Below are 18,619 nucleotides of genomic sequence, written 5' to 3' on the forward strand. Positions count from 1 at the left end.
GATCTTTTGATCTTGATCTTGATCTTCATCGGCTCCAGAAAAGATCAGGATCAAAAGATCGCAGCCTTCGGCAGCTCCTACAAGGGATCGGGTTGATACCCGCCTTCTTGCGCCAATGATCTTCCATTGACGAGACCCTTGCTATGGAACACCAACCTCTGACCCACCCGGTAAGCGCCGCACCCGTGCGCATCAACCGGGGTGTCTCACCGACGGCGCGTGCGTGGCTTTTCCTTTCGCCGTCGATGCTGTTTCTTGGCGTGCTGATTGCCGCCAGCCTTTTGGTGCTGCGCATGAGCGTCGGTACCAAAGGCGCGGAGTGGTCGGGCTTCAGCCTGGCCAGTTACGCCCAATTGCTGGAACCCTATTACCTCAAATCGTTGCTGCTGACGTTGCGCCTGGCGCTGATCAGCGCGGTGATTGCGGTGCTGCTGGCGATCCCGGTGGCCTACACCATGTCGCGGCTGACCTCACCGTTGGTGCGGCGGATCTTCCTCGCAGCGGTGCTGCTGCCGTTGCTGGTCAACCTGTTGCTGCAAAGCTATGGCTGGCTGGTGATTCTCGGCCCCGGCGGCATGCTCAATCAGGCGCTGATGGGGCTGGGCCTGATCAAGCGGCCGATCATGCTGCTGTACAACCAGAACGGCGTGTTGATGGGCCTGGTGCAAACCGCGTTCCCATTGGCCGTGCTGCCGATTGCCAGCGCCATGCGCGGCGTCGCCCGCACGTACGAAGAAGCAGCCGCCACCCTCGGCGCCAGTCGCTTGCAGGTGTTTCGCCAAGTGGTGTTGCCGATGAGTTTGCCGGGGATCATCACCGGCGCGACGCTGGTGTTTGCCTACAACGCCAGCAGCTTCGTGGTGCCACTGTTGCTCGGTGGTCGGCGCGTGCCGATGCTGGCGGTGATGGTGCATGACCAGATCGCTCCGCTGATGAACTGGCCCGCCGCATCCGCTGCCGGTGTGGTGCTGATCGTCACCACCCTGGCGATCATGACCTTGTCCGAATACATCACCGGCCGTCGTCGGCGCATGCTGGAGGCTTCCCAATGAGCACCCTGATCAAGAAGCGCCACTCGCTGCTGCCAGGCGATACCGGCAAGTTCGCCGGCATCCTGTCGGGCTTCATCTTGCTGCTGGCGGTGCTGCCGATTCTGACCATGATCGTCATGTCGTTCAGCGGTGCGTCGAACCTCGACTTCCCGCCCAGCAGCTACAGCCTGCAATGGTACAAAGCCGCCTGGAACACCTTCGTGTCGCCGGACGCCAGCGATGTGCTCAGCCTCGGCAAAGCCATGACCACCAGCCTTATGGTGGCCTGCCTGACCATGGTTTTCGCCACGATTATCGCGGTGCCGGCAGCCTATGCGTTGACCCGTTGCGAGTTCCGCGGCAAGGCCGTGGCACTGCAATTGATGTCGCTGCCACTGGTGTTCCCGATGGTGGTGTTGGGCCTGGCCTTGCTGCTGGTGTTCGACAGCCTGCCGTTCCACATCACCACCTCGCGGCTGGTGATTGCCCACGTGATTCTGGCGCTGCCGTTCGTGGTGAAAAACTGCACCGCGGCGATGCTCTCCATCGGCAGCGAAGTTGAAGAGGCCGCGCAGATGCTCGGCGCTTCACCGATTCGGGCGATTGTCGATGTGGTAGTGCCACTGATGAAGTCGGGGATTCTGGCGGGCATGCTGCTGGCGTTCATCGTCTCGTTCAACGAATTCACCGTGACCTATTTCCTCTACACCATCGACGTCATGACCGTGCCGATCTGGATGTACAGCCGCACCGTGTCTTCGCTCGACCCTACCGTTTTCTCGTTTGCCGTGCTGATCGTGCTGATCGACTTCGTCCTCATCTGGGCGTTGGAGAAGCTGGTTGGCGAAGGTGGCGTTTCGTTCTGATTTCTTGAGGTGATTCATATGACTGGTCTGATTCTGGAAAACGTCGAGAAACATTACGGCTCGGCCTGCGCGGTCAAGGATGTGAACCTGCATTTGCCCGAGGGCAAACTGGTGTGTTTCCTCGGCCCTTCGGGCTGCGGCAAAACCACCTTGCTGCGGATGATCGCCGGGCTGGAAACCCTGACCGGTGGCGAGATTCGCCTGGAAGGTGAAGACATCGGTCATACGCCGGCGCATCAACGTAATTTCGGCATGGTGTTTCAATCGCTGGCGCTGTTCCCGCACATGACGGTGGGGGAAAACATCGCCTATCCGCTGAAACTGCGCGGGGTCAGCAAGGCGGATCAACAAGCGCGTGTGGTGGAGTTGCTGGAGTTGATCCAGCTGCAGGAAATGATTGATCGGCCGGTGGCGAAACTCTCCGGCGGTCAGCGTCAGCGCGTGGCGATTGCCCGGGCGATTGCCTCGCGGCCGAAAATCCTCCTGCTCGATGAACCGCTGTCGGCGCTGGACGCCAAGCTGCGCGAGTCGATGCAGGTGGAAATCCGTCAGCTGCAACAACGTTTGAACATCACCACCATCATGGTCACCCACGACCAGCGCGAAGCCATGACCATGGCCGACATCGTGGTGGTGCTGGGGGAACATCGCGTGCAGCAGGTGGGCTCGCCGATTGAAATCTACCGGCATCCGGCCAATGAATTCGTCGCGGACTTTATCGGTTCGGGGAATATTTTCCCGGCCACGGCGCTGGGCAACGGCAAGGTCAGCTTGCCCGGTGGCGATGCGCTGCAAGTGCCGATCTGCAGCAGCATTGTGGTGGGGGAAAAGGTGAAAATGCTGATTCGCCCGGAAGATCTGCAACTGTCGCAACCCCAGGCCACAGCGGGCAATCGCTTGCTCGGGAAGGTGACGTTCGTGCGGGATATCGGGGCGACGATAGAAACCACCGTCGAGTGTTCCGGGGTGTCGTTTACCGCGTTGAGCACGCCGTGTCAGGGAGTCGGGTTGAGCATTGGCAATCCGGTGTCGGTGACCTTGCCGGCTGAGGCGTGCCGAGTACTAAGCGCCTGATCCAGATTTGATGTTGGTCTTCCTGGCCTCATCGCGGGCAAGCCCGCTCCCACAGGGGCTGTGTACACCGGTCCTTGTGGGAGCGGGCTTGCCCGCGATGAGGCCATCAGCCACACAGCAAATGCCGGATCAAACCGACAACCGCAACCGCGCCAGATCCCGCAGCGGCGGCGCGCCGAACAATCGGCTGTATTCCCGGCTGAACTGCGAAGGGCTTTCATACCCCACCCGATAACCCGCCGCCGAAGCTTCCAGCCCCTCGGCCAGCATCAGCCGTCGCGCCTCTTGCAGGCGCAACTGCTTCTGATATTGCAGCGGACTCATCGCCGTCATCGCCTTGAACCGGTGATGCAATGTCGACACGCTCAGGTTCACTTCCCGCGCCAGATCATCGATGCGCAGCGGTTGCTCATAATTGCCGTTGAGCCATTTGATCGCCTGGCTGATGCGATGGCTCTGGCTGTTGGCGATCGCGATCTCATACAGCCGATGCCCCTGCTGGCTGCGCAACAACCGATACAGAATCTCCCGACGAATCAGCGGCGCCAGCATGGCGATGTCTTTGGGTGTGTCCAGCAAACGTGCCAGCCGCAACACGGCGTCAAGCATTGCCGTGTCGATCTGCTCGACATACAGACCGCGGCCGGTGGGCCGTGTAGGGACGCCGATGGGGCCGGCGTCGGCAATCAGCGCGCTGATTTCCGCGGGGTCGATGTCCAGTCGCACGGCGAGGATCGGTTCTTCCGGCGAGACATTCACCACCCGCCCGCTCAACGGCATCGAGACCGAGACCACCAGGTAATTCAGCGGGTCGTAATTGAAGTATTCATCCGCCAGCCGCACTTCCTTGCGTCCCTGGGCCATGATGCACAGGGCCGGTTGCGCCAGCACCGGGGCGAAATCATGGTTCTTGCTGTGGCGCGACATGAACAGCGAATCGACGGCGGTGGCGTACGTGCCATCCTCCATCGTGTTACGACGGATGAGGGCGGCCAGTTCCGCTCGCTGTTTTTCCATGTCGGCATCCAGCGGGGCTTGAAAGTGATCGAGCGACGACATGCTGGGCATCCTCGGTGACGCGTTGATAATGGGCTGAGCTTAAATTTGTGCAAGGGGCAGCGGTAGACACATCCTGCCAAAAGCTTGCCTGATTCTGCACGGAGCTTCATGTATCGCCCCGTCAGCTGACGCAAACCTCCCCCTGTAGGCGCTGCCGAAAGCTGCGATCTCTAGACCTTAAAAACAGAAGTCAAAAGATCGCAGCCTTCGGCAGCTCCTACACAAAGCTCGTGTGACAGTGGTGTGACGGGTTTTACAGGTTGTTACAGGTGTTGAGCCAAGTCTCGCAGGATTGTGCAATGCGTCGGCAGGAATCGACTAACGACGGCTGCGACACGCCGCCTAATCTTGGATCCTGTCGCAGCCCGTCCCCGGCTGCCACTGGATGACCTGGGAGGGTTGAACATGTCTACGCAGATCCCCGTCAGTCATATGGCCTTCATTCGCGCCCGCGCCGGGCGTTCGGCAGAACTCGGTGCGCGCCTGAGCGCCCTGATCGAGCCGTCGCGCAACGCGCCGGGTTGCCTGAGTTTTTCCCTGCAGCACTCGCAGTGCGATCCCGAGCTGTGGCTGGTGTCCGGTTTCTGGGACAACCAACAGGCCATGACCGCTTACTTCGGCAGCCCGGCGATGCAGATTTTTGCCGAGCTGGTGCAGGAGCTGGTGGTCAATAGCCTGGATTTCCATACCTTCAAGGATGTCTCGGCGGCCCAGGCCCTTGGCCAGTCCCAGGCAGCGGTACACAAACTCGTCGGTTGAGGGTTTAATGGCGCAACTCTCCATTAGCCAGGATCCACGACATGGCACGTAAAGCCTTTGAACACTTCGAAGCCGTTTCAGCAGTAGTACCGGGCGAGGGCGGTTACCACGCCGCGATTGCCGTCAAAGCCCTGGGCGGTTCCGGTGCCCCGACTTTTCACAAAGTGCTGGAAGACCGGATTTTCAAAACCGCTCATGAAGCCGACGAGGCCGCGGCCAAAGAACTGACCCGCCTCAAAGACGTTAAAGAAGACGCCGACTTGCTCTGGTAATCACTTGACCGCCCCGGGGCGGAACATCTTGAACAATGCTTCTGGCCCCAGCTGAAAGTAATCCGCCGGCCCGCCGCCGCGCAGAATCGGTTCTGCCGCGGCGGTGTCGTATACCCCATCCTTCAACAGCCATTTGGCGATGTGCACGGCAACCACTTCGCCGAGAATCAGCCAGCTTGGCACCACTTCCTTGTTGGCGCGCTGCAACTGAATGATCTGTGTGACCTTGCACTCGAAGGACACCGGACTTTCGGCGACCCGTGGCACCTGAATGATTTTCGACGCCACGGTGGTCAGCCCGGACAGTTCGAATTCATTGACCTGCGGCCCGACCATGGCGCAGCTCTGGTTCATTTGTTCGGCCAGTGGCCGGGTCGCCAGGTTCCAGGCAAATTCGCCGGTCTGCTCGATGTTGTTCAGGCTGTCTTTGCGCCCGACGCTGGAAAACCCGATGATCGGCGGAATGTAGTTGAAGGCATTGAAAAAGCTGTAGGGCGCCAGGTTCAAGCAACCGTTGGCGTCCTGGGAAGAAATCCAGCCGATAGGGCGCGGGCCGACGATGGCATTGAACGGATCATGCGGCAGACCGTGGCCGTTGGCGGGTTCGTAGAAGTGGATGTCGTCGGGCATACCGTGAATTCCTGGGGCGTTCGGGAGGTGATCATGGTGCAAGGACCGGCAGCATATTTCCAGCCCATCCTCGATCACTGTGGGAGCGGGCAAATAAAAAGGGGCAGATCCGTTAAGGTCTGCCCCTGTTTTTATTGCGTGTCGGACTCAGTTCGTCTCGATCCGCGAATGTTTGCGGGTGTCTTTCATGGTGATGTACACCAGCAGCGACACCGCGATGCACGCCGTGACATACCAGTAGTAACCGGTTTCCATGCCAATGCTTTTGAACCACAGCGCGATGTATTCAGCGGTACCGCCGAAGATCGACACCGTCAGTGCGTAGGGCAGGCCGACGCCCAGTGCACGGATCTCGGTGGGAAACAGCTCGGCTTTGACCACCGCGTTGATCGAGGTGTAGCCGCTGACGATGATCAGCGCTGCCATGATCAGGAAGAACGCGCCCCACCAGCTCTGGATAGTGTGCAGGGTGGTCAGGATCGGCACGGTGAACAGGGTCCCGAGAATACCGAAGGCGATCAGGATCGGACGACGACCGACTTTATCCGACAGCCCGCCGATGATCGGTTGCAGGCACATGAACAGGAACAGTGTGGCCGCGGAAATCGTGGTGGAGTCGGAAATGCTCATGCCGACGGTGTTCACCAGGTATTTCTGCATGTACGTGGTGTAGGTGTAGAACGCCAGCGTGCCGCCCATGGTCAGGCCGACCACGGTCATCAGTTCCTTGGGATGGCGCAGCAAGGTGCGCATTGCGCTTTCCTTGGCTTTCTCTTTCTTGGTGAACGACTCGGTTTCTTCCATGCCACGACGCAGGTACAGCGCGACCACGGCACACAGCGCGCCGATGGCGAACGGAATGCGCCAGCCCCAGGCGTACAGCTCTTCGGTGGTCAGGATATTTTGCAGCACGATCAGCACACCCAGGGCGATGAGCTGGCCGGAAATCAGGGTTACGTACTGGAAGCTGGAGTAGAAGCCGCGACGTTCCTTGGTCGCCATCTCGCTGAGGTAAGTGGCCGAGGTGCCGTACTCGCCACCCACCGACAGACCTTGCAGCAGGCGGGCGAACACCAGCAGGATCGGCGCGCCGATGCCGATGGTTTCATAACCCGGGCTCAGGGCGATCAGCAGCGAGCCGAAGCACATCAGGTACACCGAGGCCATCAATGCGCGTTTGCGACCGGCCTTGTCGGCGTACAGCCCCATCAGCCAGCCACCGATCGGGCGCATCAGGAAGCCCACGGCGAAGATCGCGGCGGTGTTGAGCAGTTGTGCGGTGGTGTCGCCTTTAGGGAAGAAGGCTTTGGCGAAGTACAGGGAGAAGGCGGCATAGACGTACCAGTCGTACCACTCGACCATGTTGCCGACAGAGCCGCTGAAGATCGATTTGATCCGGCTGGCGGTGGTTCTTTCTTTGGCTGGCGCGGCAGCCGACCCAAGGGGCAGGGCGTTGGAGTTATCCATTGAAGGATCCTTCGTTTAATTGTTTTTGTGGAGCGCGTTAAAACGCAGCCTGCTGGAGCTATAGCAGGAGCTGTGCCAAGCAGAGGAAGGCCGGTTTAGAGGGGGTAGCGGATTTTATTGAGCGGAAATCCGCTTATTGCGCGCAAGGTAACGAGCGGATTTCCGCGCACGAACTGGCCCCCTGTAGGAGCGAGGCTTGCCCGCGAAGAGGCCATCAAGACCACCAAAAGCTTCGCGGGCAAGCCTCGCTCCTACAGATCTGGGGGGGCGTTTTGTGTCAGATGAACATCTCGCGGGTCAGGCCATGGCGCTGCATCTTTTCATTAAAGGTACGGCGCGGCAGTTGCAGCTCTTCCAGCACCGCTTTCACATCACCCTTATGCCGGGTCAGTGCCGCGCGCAGACAATGGGCTTCGAAGGCTTCTTGCTGCGCAGCCAGTGACTGGCCTGCGTCGATTCCCGCCGGTTCCGGTTCGCCGAGGCCCAGCACTTGGCGCTCGGCGACGTTCGCCAGTTCGCGCACATTGCCCGGCCAGTCGTGGCTCAGCAGATGGCTCAGTTGCGGCCCGCTCAAGGGCGCAAAAGTGCGTCCCAAACGTTCGGCGGCACTTCGCGCGAAGAACTCGAACAACAAGGGAATGTCTTCGCGCCGATCACGCAATGGCGGCAGACGCAACTCGGCGACGTTCAATCGATAGGCCAGATCCTCGCGAAAGCGTCCGGCCCGGGCTTCATCCAGCAAGTCGGGTTTGGTCGCGGCGATGATCCGCAAGTCCACGTGGATGCTCTGGTTGGAACCCAGGCGCTCAAGCTTCTGCTCCTGCAACACCCGCAGCAGTTTCACTTGCTGGGCCAGCGGCATGCTTTCGATTTCATCGAGAAACAGCGTGCCGCCATCGGCGTATTCTAGCTTGCCGATGCGTTTGCCTTGGGCACCGGTGAATGCGCCGCTCTCATGGCCGAACAGTTCGGCTTCGAACAACTGCTCGGGAATCGCTGCGCAGTTGAGCGCCACGAAGGCTTTGTCGGCGCGCGGACCGAAGTCGTGCAGGCAACGGGCAACCAATTCCTTGCCGCTGCCGGTTTCGCCACGGATCAGCACATTGACCGGCAGCATCGCCAAATCCAGCACTTGGCGGCGCAGGCTCTGCAAACCACGGGACACTCCCAGCAGCGTGGCATCGAGTTTGGCGCGATTGTCCGCCTGCTCATGCAATGCGCGGTTCTCCAGCACCAGTCGACGCTTGTCCAGCGCCCGGCGCAGGCTGCTCATCAGGGCTTCCGGGCTGAAGGGCTTTTCGAGGAAATCGTAGGCACCATCGCGCATCGCTTCGACCGCCATCGGCACATCGCCATGACCGGTCAGCAGGATCACCGGCAAATCGGCATCGCGGCGCTGGACTTCAGCCAGCAGCTCCATACCTGTCATGCCGGGCATGCGCACATCGCTGAGAATCACCCCGGGAAAATGCCTGGGCAGTTGCGCCAGGCATTCGTCGGCGCGGCTGAACAGCTGCACCTCGAACCCCGACAGGCTCAGCCATTGTTCGACAGCACTGCGGATGCTGCTTTCGTCATCGACCACCATCACCGAGTTGAGCATCAGGCGGGGACCTCCAGATCTATAGGCAACGTCAAGGTGAATACCGCGCCGTTTTCGCCATTGTCAGCGCTCAAGCGACCGCCCGCTTCGTGGACGATAGCGAAGGATACGGCCAGTCCCAGACCCAGGCCATCGCCCACCGGTTTAGTGGTAAAGAACGGATCGAAGACTTGCGCCAGATGTTCTTCGGCAATGCCGCCACCGTTATCGGCGACGGTCAGGCGCCAGAGCTGTTCGTCGGCTTCAAGACGGATTTGCAGACGTTTGCAGGTTTTGTCGTGCATCGCATCCAAAGCGTTGCGCAGCAAGTTGATCAGCACCTGTTCCAGACGAATCGCATCGCCACGCACCCAGGCCGGGCGCGTCAGGTGCAGCACGAGACTGACCTTTTCATCCCGCAAGCGCGCATCCAGCAACTGCAAGGATTGATCGACCACCGCTGCCAGGTCCAGCCGTTCACGCAGGCCGCTGGGGCTTTTGCGGGCGAAGGTTTTCAGGTGGCCGGTGAGGGCGGCCATGCGGGTGAGCATATCGTCCACCGGTTTCAGCGCCTTGTAAGCGTCCTCGACACGACCGTGATCGAGCAGCAGGCGCAAGGTCGCCAGTTGCATGCGCTGGGCGGTCAGTGGCTGGTTGATTTCATGGGCCAGCGCCGCCGACATTTGCCCCAGCGCCGCGAGTTTGGCCGATTGCACCAGACCGTCCTGGGCGGTGCGCAAATCCCGGGTGCGTTCTTCCACCAGTCGTTCGAGTTCTTCGCGGCTGCGCTGGCGCAATTTTGCCAGGCGCCAACGCTGATTGAGGAACAGCAGCAGAAACACTATGGCCAGCCACACCCCGGCGGCCGCGAGCCCGGCGTTTCGCAGGTCTTCGAAAGCTACTTGCGGGCGGCGCAGCAAATGCAGCGTCCAGCCTTCGGCGGCCAGCGGCAGGGATTCCCAGAGGTAATCTGCCGTGCCCTCGGGGCCATTGACCCGGGTCAAATCACTGTTGTCGTCGAAGCGTCGTATCGAACGATATTCAAGCGGGGTCAGTGGCTGCTTGTCGTATTGGCGAGTGGTCTTGAGCTCGGTGTGATCGCTGATGCTGAGTGGCCGCAGCAGGCGATAACGCCAGCCCGGCTGGTTAGCGATGAAGATGATCCCGCGTGCATCGCTGACCAGCAACGTGTCGCTGCCCTGGCGCCATTCGCGCTCCAGTTCCGGGAATTCGAGTTTGACCACCATGGCACCGAGAAACTCACCGCTGTCGCTGGTCACTGCGCTGGACAGGAAGTAACCGGGAATGCCGCTGGTGACGCCTACCGCATAAAAACGCCCGGTGCCCTGGGTGCGGGTCTGGCTGAAGTAGGGGCGAAAACCGTAATTGTGGCCGACGTAACTGCTGGGCAGGCGCCAGTTGCTGGCGGCGACCGCGAGGCCGGTGCGATCCAGCAACTCGAGGGTCGAGGACTGCGCGGCGCCGTTGATTTTTTCCAGTTTGCGATTCAATGCAAGCTGCTCTTCGGGGCTCACTTCACCGTTTAGCGCGGCGCGCAATTGCGGGTCCAGCGCCAAGACGGCAGGCAGGGCGCGATAGCGTTCAATCAGCGTATGCAGGGCGTTGGCGTATAACGCCAATTGCTGACTGGCGCGGGCGGCGTCTTCTTCCAGCGCCTGACGCTCGGCGTGGCGGATGGCCAGGGTGGCAGCGAGCGCCGCGCCGATGAGAATCAGCAGGCAATATAACGACAAACGCAGGGTACGAGCAGTCGGAATCATGCTATCGAAAACACTGGAAAACGGGCGCGAACGATAGCATGCCCTCATGGCTTGTCACCGTTGCAACACTCCCTTGCATCCTGGTCGGATGGTGGTTGCCCTGTGTTTCGCTGTTATTTTGGGGGTTTTCGTTGCCTTTCCATAAATTGATTATCTGTGGTTCGGGATTTTTTGTAGGCATCCACAAAGTATTGAGTGCGGTTTATGATGGCCAAGGTGACTTTGGTTTGCTGCTCCAGACGGACCCGATGAATGGGAGCGAGCATACTTTTAGGCATCAAGTTATTCACGTTGGGTAATAGGTCAGCGGGGTAGATGACGTCGGCCCCCAACTTTTTGAAGTTGGCTTGTGCTGCCGCCCAGCGTTGTTCAATGGTGGTTTGCCATTGACTGAGCATCGTCTGGATTTTATCGATTTTCATAGGCGAGAGGCCGCTCTTGATGTCCTCTGCTTCCTGGACCCGCGAACCCAGAGCAAGTACAACACTGACGCCTGGAACCACCGAGCCAACAAATCTGCCAATGAATACGCGCATCCCTTGTTCCAGGGCGCTATTAGCGTCGCTGCTGTTATCGATGCCCGCCTGGCGGTCAATCTCGGCAATGGACATGGTTGATGTTTGCGGTATGAGTGGACGTACCAGTTTGGGCGAATGAAATCTTATCTCTGAATCCGCAGCCAAATCGCCACCGGCATTTCCACCGAAAAAACCGACGGTAAAGGAATCAAGTTTGATATCGGCACCGGGCAGCAAGCCACCGAGTAGCTCGCTACCATAGAAGCCACCAAAAAAGGCAGCTGTAGCGTTCAGACTTTCGCCAAACATGTTTTTCAGCAGACTCTTGGAAATGTTGCTTCGGGCCAGAATGTCCTCGATTTGTTTTTTGGTTGTATTGGCGTTTGAGGCGAGGCTTGAAATGAAAAGTGCGTAGTTATAGATGTCATGCTTTTCCTTTGATCCACCGTTACCGTCCACATAAAGCAGCGGATTATTCCCCACCATGGCGTATAGGTTCAGCCCATCCACATCCCCCTGCGGATCGGCGCTGATCCACCGCTGCAACCACGGTGCGTAATAGCGCAGTCCATAACAGTAAAGCCCGCTGACATCCATTTGCTTGCCCGAATAACGCACTGTCTTGTAATCCGCCTCCACCGCCGAACGTGCCGCCCACCAGGCGGTACCGCCAAACGGGTAGTAAAATTCCAGGCTGATCAGGGCGCCCAGATCATCCAGCTCCAGGGTACTGGAACTCAGATGATCGTCGAGGCTATAGCGCAGTTGATCATTGTTGATGCCTGATGGAATACCCTTGACCCAGTGCAGGCAACGCACATTGCCGGGCAGGGTAATGACCTGCAGTTCTTCGTCGTCATCGAGGGTACGGATTTCCAGGCCGTGCAGGTAACGCACTTCTCGCTTGTGGGTTACGGATTTGGCCTGGGTGACCAAGTGTTTGGACACCCGTACACCTTGGCTGTAGGTGTAGATCTCTTCATCGTTGGGCGCGTTGTCCCGTTCCACCAGGCAGGCAATGGCGAGTTGATCGCGGTGATTCCAGACCAATGGTTGGCCGGGTCGCAGTGACTGCAGGTTGCCATGGGCATCGAACGCTGAATCGAATATCGGCTCGGGATCGTTTACCGCCCAGCGTAGGCCTCGGTTGCCATGAGGCTCGATGCGCATCTGCAGCGTGTGATTGTTGCCAGCGCGGATATGGCGCAATTGGGTCAGGTTGCCACCTTCGTCGTAGTCATACGCTTGGCTGTAGTTGAAGCGGCGAAGGGGGTCGATGGGGTCCATCAGCGGCGGCAAGCCCGGCTGCAGGTTCGGGCTGTCGCCTTCAAAACCGCTGGCGCTGGTCAATCGATAGAGGGAGTCGTAAGTGAACTCGCGATGGCCGTCTACCCGCTGATTGGCGAAGAATACAGTCGTCAGCGTGTGGTCTTCGATGCGCCGTATATTGCCGACGCAGTCGTGGAAATAGCTCATGTCTTGCCGTATCGGATCCCCCGGTTTGTGTGCCTTGAACGTACACAAGCGCCCATCGGCCCGGTCGTAGGTCCAGGTGCTGACGACGCCATTACCGGCGGTTTGCGACTCGATCTGGCCGGCGGCGTTGTAGCGCATGTCGGTGAGGATGGGCCGAGCGACAAGGGCATTGTAGAGCTGAAGTCGGATGTCCTTGAGTTGCCCGGCGACATCGAAACGCGAGTACTGCCGATGGCCGGCGGCATCGACCTGAGTCAATTGCTGTCCACTGGCGCTGTAGTACCAGGCGGTGGTGTAAGCCTTGGCGTCGGGGAAAGTGCGGGTCTCCCTGAGATGCTGGCCTTGCAGGCTGAAGCTGTCGACAGTCACCGTGCCCGACGGATCTTGCCGGTGAATCATCTGCCCCCGCAGGTTGTGGCTGGCGTCGGCTGCGCCGTCGGCGTAGGTGAATCGCTCGACTGTAGTCTGGGGTTGCCCCGAGGGGTGTTCATGCAACGCGACGACACGCAGTCGACGATCATAATCAGTTTGCCAGTGGCTGCCGCGTTGATCCCAGCGCTGCAATGGCTGACCGGCAAGGCCGGGCAGGCTCAGGCGCCAACCGGCGTCCACACTGTCCACCAGCAGGGGTTGGCCCGACAGTTTGTAGATCGTGGTGAGGTTGGCCTTGGGCGCAGTGCCGAACAAGCGTGGGTCCCATTGTTCGATTAGCCGGCCGGCGAGGTCATGGTGTTGTCGGTCGATGAGGGTTTGCAGTGTGTCACTGGTCGCTTTACGCAGGTAAGCGACTTGGCGAATGGGCAGGCCACGGCTGTCAATGACGCTCAATACGGGTGTATGGCTGTGAATGTCGAAGCTCATTGGATACCCATCCGGTACTGAGACGACGGTACCTGCAACGCAGCACGCATTATTGCTGTGCGACCTGTTATCGACAGTAGCAAATCGACTCGGGGACGTAACCTGTCAGATATGACAGGTGTAAAAAAGACTATGGTTGGGTCGATGGTGTGACCGTTGCGGGATTAATGTCTTGAAATAAATCAGGAGGAGTGAAAGGCAGAATGTTGGGTAGGCTCGGACATTCAATAATTCATGGATGAAAAGTACACGTGTTAAATGTTCGGACGCTCGATAATTTTACAGACGCTTCATTGGCTGAAACTGTCGGCCATAGTATGCCAAGCCATTTCATCGCCAAGACCGTTCCCCATTGGTTGTTGACCACTTCCTCTGAAAATCGCACCGCTTTGAAGAGGGCTGCCGGGCCTTCTCCATCCTGGTATATATCGGCACCGGCGGCACTGCGTCGAGAGATGAAGTTGGCCCACGACAGGAGTTGGGAAGTACAGAACGACAGGGATAAAACCCTGGGCAGGCTTCAGGAAGTCGACGTGTTTGCACGGTCTTTATTATCTGAGGCGCTGAAAAACCAGTACAACATCGTCCTCGATGTTCATACGACGTACTTGCGGCTCTACTGTCCCAAGGGGCAGGTGGGCGGATTCGATGTTCGAACCTTGTCATTACTTGAGGCGGCGTTGCATAACTTTGAAATCATCGAAACCCGGGCGGGTTATTTTGATGCGGCCAGCGCCTTCATTACCCGGCCTTCTCCCTCTGGGCAATTCGATATTTTGCCGATCAAACATCAACTTTCTATCGAGGCCTTTGCCGCGTTATGCCGTGAACTGGATATAGGCGCGCAATACCAGGCTTATCTAAAGGAATTCATGGGGTTTGCCAATCCAGTGGCGAGGGCGGTATTGCAGGCTCGAATCCAGGCCAGCGATAAGGCGGCATTACACGCTGCCAGTGTTCTGGCACTGATGAAGAAGGATATCGATCATCCCACTCATCAGTTGCTTCTGAGCCTGATCGAGGGCAAGCCCGTCCCTACGCTGCATGGCAAGCGGATGCACTGCTACGAGTTGGCGATGATGGATGCCGAACTGACCGGCATTGTTCTGATTGCAGCAGATCTCGAACTCAGTCGCCATACCGAACAGGTCATTGTCTACGTCCCCCACGACCCCGAACATCCAGTCAAACAGTACCCTTCCACGGCGCAATTCGTTGCCGAACTTACCTGTCAGCTGCGTGTTCCCGAGTATCAGCGCTTTTTCACCCGGTTCGTGCCTCAGCAGCAGCGGGGCACTTTTTTCGCGCACTTGAACCAGATGCTGTCGAGTGTCCGGTGGCATACGCAAACCGCACTTGATCAAATCCCGCCGTGGCGGGAAGAGCCGCTCGAAAACCCCAACCTGAGGATGGTGTGTACGCGAATCAGCGTTGATTTCTGGAGCCATGACTTCCAGCAGAAACTGAACAAAATCCTTAATGATGCTCGGGCAATTGCAGTGTCCACCGATGATGAAGATCTGAAATCGCGTTGGGCGCGCTGGGACAGCTTGCAGAAAGTCGCCGCTGCTGTGCTTGAGGTGGCGGCTTTTGTGGCGACACCCTTCGTTCCGTTGCTCGGTGAAGCGATGCTGGCCTATACCGCATTCCAGTTGCTCGATGAAACGTTCGAAGGAATCGTTGAATGGTCAGAGGGGCAACGGATCGAGGCCGCAGGGCATTTGATCGGGGTGGCAGAAAGCATTGTCCAGTTGGGGATATTCGCGGAAGGGGGGGCAGTGGCGGGTGCGCTATTGCCCCACAAACCATCACTGTTTGTCGAGGGACTGAAAGTCGTCGAAACGGGCAATGGTCAGTCGCGTTTGTGGCACCCTGATCTTGCGCGATACGAACAGCCACGGATCCTCGGGGAAAACGCCCGCCCTGAGGCCAACGGTCTTTATAAGCATCAAGGGCAGGATGTGCTGGCGCTGGATGGCAAACACTTTGTGGTCAGGCAGGAGCCAGGCCTGGACCGGTATCGTATCCAACATCCCACCCGAGCTGATGCGTATGCGCCGAGGCTTGCCCATAACGGTCTCGGCGCCTGGAGCCACGAAGCCGAACGTCCTCTGGCATGGCAGGGCGCAACGTTGATGCGGCGCCTGGGGCACAGCGTCGAAACATTTACCGACCAAACCCTGGAGCAGATCCGTGTTGTCAGCGGTATAGAAGAAGACGTATTGCGCAAGCTGCATGTCGAGCATGAGCGCCCTCCGGCAATTCTGGTCGAGACTATCAAGCGCTTCAGGGCCGAGCAGGATGTGCAGATTTTTATCAAGCGGATGAGCAGCCATGATCCCAGGGTTTATGGCAAGGCTGACTTGCGAACCCAGCTGGAACTGTTGACGCGCCATGGTGATTGGCCGAGGGCCAGAGCGGTGCAATTGCTGGACAGCCAGGGCAAGGTGCATTGGCAATATGAGCCTGAACCGAGCGGCTCGTTGCTGCAGATTCATGAAGGTCGACCCGGCCACGACGATCTGGCAAAAACGCTGCTGACAATCCTCGAAGAACAGGAGATCACAGCCCTGCTTCACGAAGAGTTTGGCGCCGGGCCTATCGCCCTTGAAGTACGTGCTAGCCGATTGCGCGCCCTGGTGACCCGGCTGGCAGAGACAAAAAAAGCCGAACGGGTCGAGGCTCGTTACGCGTTCGGTGAAGATCTTGGCGAGGTGAACCTCAGCTCCTACGTTCAGTTGTTGGGCGATGATTTTGCGCAATTGCCACGTACTGTGATGGAAGAGTTGCTAGTCAACGCCAGCCCGGCGGAACTCCAGCAGTTGAGCGACGATGGGCATGTGCCGTTGCGGCTGCAGCAGGCAGCCCGCGCCGCCAGGCTCGAGATGCGTATGGCCCGGGCTTATGAAGGGCTATACCTTGAGTCGAGCGAAAACCTCGACACCGCGCGCCTGACGTTACATAGCCTGGAGACACTGACGGGCTGGACGGGCGATGTTCGTATCGAAATGCGCGGCATTTCGTTCGGCGGGCCATTGCTCGACAGCATTGGCCCTGTTGAGGCGCTTGTTCGCAAAGTGCTGGTGTTAACCGATGAAGGGGGGGGTCAGTCCTATGACGACGAAGGCAATTCCCTGCATGGCGTCGATGATATTTACACCTCGATACTGCAGGCTCTGCCTGACTCCGAGCGCAGGGCGCTGGGTCATGAAATCGGTCAAGGGAGGCAGTTGAAAAAGGCTATCCAATTGGCGCCGTTGAGCCGCGACGCCTTTCGCAATGTTGTGCTGGAACATCCGATCCGCAAGCCTGCCTATGATCCGGCGGTCATGCGTTTGCGGGGCGGGATGCAAGGCTATGAAGCGATGGCGATCGAGCAGAGTGGGACGCCCGGTCCATCGGAGCGCTTCAAGGTACTCTACCCGGGCACCACGACGCACGGGTTTGCCGAGTTCATGCAGTCATTCGCATCCGAGGCCCAGGCACTGGCTTCTATCAGGGGGCGTGAACTGGAATTCGAAGGCTTAAGCAAGCGTCTGGATGACTGGGCGGCGATCGAGAGAGGCGACGTCATGCCGATGGATCAGCGTTATCACAAGGGCCGATTTGCCAAGGCCATCAAGCAGTGCTGGCAGGCCGGGGGGCAAGCCTTGCCCGAAGGTTACGCACTGGATTTGAATTTCCATTGGACAGGCGATTTTTTGGAGGATCTGCCGGCGCTGAACGCCGACTTCGGTCACGTCACTTCGTTGCAATTTCGGCATGTCGCGCTGCACACCGATATCAGCGGTTTTTTGCAGCACTTTCCTAACCTGAAGGTGCTGGATCTAAGTCATAACCTGTTGATCAGACCTCCCCGACTGCGCGAGCACTTGTCGAGGCTTCAGGTGCTGGACCTGTCGAACAACCAGCTGAGGCTGACGCCGGAAAGCACGGCTGATGTGGGAGGCTTGACCCGCCTGGAAACCTTGCGACTGAGCAATAACCCGGCTTTGACGTTGCTCCCGGACGTCAGTCGGATGCCCGAACTTGGCATGCTGGACTTGCAACAGACCGGTGTCAGCGACTGGCCGCCAGGTTTGTTCGCGCTGACGCGGCCGCGATCTTTCGAGCTGAACCTGGAAGACAACCCGATCAACCGGATACCTCAAGTCACACCCGGTTCGGAGCAGGCACGGCTGATTGCCCGGACCCGCTTGAGCCGCAACGAACTCGCCGACGAAAATCGTAGGCAATTTCAGGACTATATGCGCTCGGTGGGCTACGACCCGGCTCGCAGCTATCCTCCTAAGGGTGAGGAAACCAGCGAATATTGGCTTGAAGGTGTTGTCGGGCAACAGCGTACGGTCAGGCAAAAGACGTGGGACGAACTTGAAAAAGAACCCGAGGCCCAAGGCTTCTTCGAGGTACTGGAGCAGCTCACTGAATCAGCTGACTACGTCGATGAAGCTCGTCGCCCGGGGCTCGCTGATCGAGTATGGCGAACACTTGACGCTGCGTCCGAAAATACGCCACTGCGTGAAGCATTGTTTCGCATGGCGATCAATCCCGATTCCTGTGCGGACGCGGGCGCGCAGATTTTCAATGAAATGGGCAGCAAAGTGCTGGTTCATGAGGCTTATCGGGCATCCACTCCCGACGAGATCGAGGCCGGACTGCTCACTTTGGCCAAGGGCAAGTCCAGGCTGGATCAGGTCAACGAAATTGCCCGCGCCACAATCCAGCGCAGGTTGCAGGCCGGGGAAAGTTTTCAGGCACTCGATGAGGATGGCGAGGTCACTGGGACCATAGATGAAGTGGAGGTTTACCTGGCATTTCAGACCGGCTTGGCGCAAAGGCTCGAGTTACCCTGGCAATCACAGGGCATGCTGTTTCGGGAAATGGCCGAAGTCGATGACGCGGCGATAGATCAGGCGTACCAGTCGGTTCTGGCGCTGGAAGCCGGGGACGGGCTGGTCAACCGGATCATCGATCAGAGCTTCTGGCGCAAGTACCTTAAAGGCCGTTATCCACGTGATTTCAAGCAGAATTCGGCGCTGTATAACGAAAAGTCCGAAGCGTTGCTTGAACAGCAATTGGCCGGTTCGATCTCGCAGCAGGAGTATGAGCAGGAAATGACTGAGCTGGCGGATGCGCGCAAAGCGTTGCTCCGAAGGCTGACACGCGAAACCATGATCAAGTGGCTGTAAGTCCCAAGGGCGGCAAGTAAGGCTGAGATCAACGCTTGCTTAATCGGTGCGTGT

At 58.7% G+C, this 18,619-nt stretch carries 12 protein-coding genes; 6 read left to right on the top strand and 6 right to left on the bottom strand.

The genetic code is table 11. The features are described from left to right. Positions 1-143 precede the first annotated feature (143 nt). The 3 genes from FHW68_RS18770 to FHW68_RS18780 are packed head-to-tail and all read left to right on the top strand — an operon-like array spanning position 144 to position 2,971. Entirely contained in the window at positions 144-1,052 is a 909-nt protein-coding gene (locus tag FHW68_RS18770; protein ID WP_183682206.1) for an ABC transporter permease, read from the top strand. Continuing rightward, positions 1,049-1,897 (top strand): ABC transporter permease, encoded by an 849-nt coding sequence (locus tag FHW68_RS18775; RefSeq protein WP_183682208.1) that lies wholly within the window; start codon positions 1,049-1,051, stop codon positions 1,895-1,897. Before FHW68_RS18770 ends, FHW68_RS18775 begins: the two co-directional genes overlap by 4 nt. Positions 1,898-1,915: 18 nt before the next feature. Beyond that, complete coding sequence (locus tag FHW68_RS18780; RefSeq protein WP_183682209.1) at positions 1,916-2,971, top strand: ABC transporter ATP-binding protein; 1,056 nt, start codon at positions 1,916-1,918, stop codon at positions 2,969-2,971. A 129-nt stretch (positions 2,972-3,100) separates the two neighbouring features. On the opposite strand, the gene FHW68_RS18785 is transcribed toward FHW68_RS18780, so the two are convergent. After that, positions 3,101-4,030, bottom strand: a complete 930-nt coding sequence (locus FHW68_RS18785; RefSeq protein ID WP_183682211.1) for an AraC family transcriptional regulator — start codon at positions 4,028-4,030, stop codon at positions 3,101-3,103. 405 nt (positions 4,031-4,435) lie between these two features. Here FHW68_RS18785 and FHW68_RS18790 point away from each other — a divergent pair, with 405 nt between their 5' ends. Together FHW68_RS18790 and FHW68_RS18795 are read left to right on the top strand one after the other, a co-directional pair. Further along, positions 4,436-4,789, top strand: a complete 354-nt coding sequence (locus FHW68_RS18790; RefSeq protein WP_183682213.1) for an antibiotic biosynthesis monooxygenase family protein — start codon at positions 4,436-4,438, stop codon at positions 4,787-4,789. A gap of 41 nt (positions 4,790-4,830) precedes the next feature. Next, entirely contained in the window at positions 4,831-5,061 is a 231-nt protein-coding gene (locus FHW68_RS18795; RefSeq protein ID WP_095632219.1) for a hypothetical protein, read from the top strand. Here the strand turns inward: FHW68_RS18795 and FHW68_RS18800 are convergent, their stop codons facing one another. The 5 genes from FHW68_RS18800 to FHW68_RS18820 form a co-directional block, all read right to left on the bottom strand. After that, complete coding sequence (locus tag FHW68_RS18800; RefSeq protein WP_008069593.1) at positions 5,062-5,691, bottom strand: flavin reductase family protein; 630 nt, start codon at positions 5,689-5,691, stop codon at positions 5,062-5,064. 147 nt (positions 5,692-5,838) lie between these two features. Further along, positions 5,839-7,158: an MFS transporter gene (locus tag FHW68_RS18805; RefSeq protein WP_183682215.1), complete on the bottom strand. Its 1,320-nt coding sequence runs from the start codon at positions 7,156-7,158 to the stop codon at positions 5,839-5,841. Positions 7,159-7,435: 277 nt separating this feature from the next. Beyond that, a complete protein-coding gene (locus tag FHW68_RS18810) occupies positions 7,436-8,761 on the bottom strand; it encodes a sigma-54 dependent transcriptional regulator (protein ID WP_095632217.1) in 1,326 nt (441 codons plus the stop codon). Continuing rightward, positions 8,761-10,521: an ATP-binding protein gene (locus tag FHW68_RS18815; protein WP_183682628.1), complete on the bottom strand. Its 1,761-nt coding sequence runs from the start codon at positions 10,519-10,521 to the stop codon at positions 8,761-8,763. Before FHW68_RS18815 ends, FHW68_RS18810 begins: the two co-directional genes overlap by 1 nt. 113 nt (positions 10,522-10,634) lie before the next feature. Next, on the bottom strand, positions 10,635-13,376 hold the full coding sequence (locus tag FHW68_RS18820; protein WP_183682217.1) for an RHS repeat domain-containing protein: 2,742 nt from the start codon (positions 13,374-13,376) through the stop codon (positions 10,635-10,637). A 455-nt stretch (positions 13,377-13,831) separates the two neighbouring features. On the opposite strand from FHW68_RS18820, the gene FHW68_RS18825 reads away from it, so the two are divergent. Then, complete coding sequence (locus tag FHW68_RS18825; RefSeq protein ID WP_183682219.1) at positions 13,832-18,565, top strand: NEL-type E3 ubiquitin ligase domain-containing protein; 4,734 nt, start codon at positions 13,832-13,834, stop codon at positions 18,563-18,565. Positions 18,566-18,619: the final 54 nt, after the last annotated feature.

The organism is Pseudomonas sp. Tn43, from assembly GCF_014192635.1.
In the GTDB taxonomy this organism is placed as follows: Bacteria; Pseudomonadota; Gammaproteobacteria; order Pseudomonadales; family Pseudomonadaceae; genus Aquipseudomonas.

Bases quoted from the DNA above. Each gene is read 5' to 3' on its own strand.
- FHW68_RS18770 (WP_183682206.1), top strand. From the start codon at position 144: ATGGAACACCAACCTCTGACCCACCCGGTAAGCGCCGCACCCGTGCGC.
- FHW68_RS18775 (WP_183682208.1), top strand. From the start codon at position 1,049: ATGAGCACCCTGATCAAGAAGCGCCACTCGCTGCTGCCAGGCGATACC.
- FHW68_RS18780 (WP_183682209.1), top strand. From the start codon at position 1,916: ATGACTGGTCTGATTCTGGAAAACGTCGAGAAACATTACGGCTCGGCC.
- FHW68_RS18785 (WP_183682211.1), bottom strand. From the start codon at position 4,030: ATGTCGTCGCTCGATCACTTTCAAGCCCCGCTGGATGCCGACATGGAA.
- FHW68_RS18790 (WP_183682213.1), top strand. From the start codon at position 4,436: ATGTCTACGCAGATCCCCGTCAGTCATATGGCCTTCATTCGCGCCCGC.
- FHW68_RS18795 (WP_095632219.1), top strand. From the start codon at position 4,831: ATGGCACGTAAAGCCTTTGAACACTTCGAAGCCGTTTCAGCAGTAGTA.
- FHW68_RS18800 (WP_008069593.1), bottom strand. From the start codon at position 5,691: ATGCCCGACGACATCCACTTCTACGAACCCGCCAACGGCCACGGTCTG.
- FHW68_RS18805 (WP_183682215.1), bottom strand. From the start codon at position 7,158: ATGGATAACTCCAACGCCCTGCCCCTTGGGTCGGCTGCCGCGCCAGCC.
- FHW68_RS18810 (WP_095632217.1), bottom strand. From the start codon at position 8,761: ATGCTCAACTCGGTGATGGTGGTCGATGACGAAAGCAGCATCCGCAGT.
- FHW68_RS18815 (WP_183682628.1), bottom strand. From the start codon at position 10,521: ATGATTCCGACTGCTCGTACCCTGCGTTTGTCGTTATATTGCCTGCTG.
- FHW68_RS18820 (WP_183682217.1), bottom strand. From the start codon at position 13,376: ATGAGCTTCGACATTCACAGCCATACACCCGTATTGAGCGTCATTGAC.
- FHW68_RS18825 (WP_183682219.1), top strand. From the start codon at position 13,832: ATGAAGTTGGCCCACGACAGGAGTTGGGAAGTACAGAACGACAGGGAT.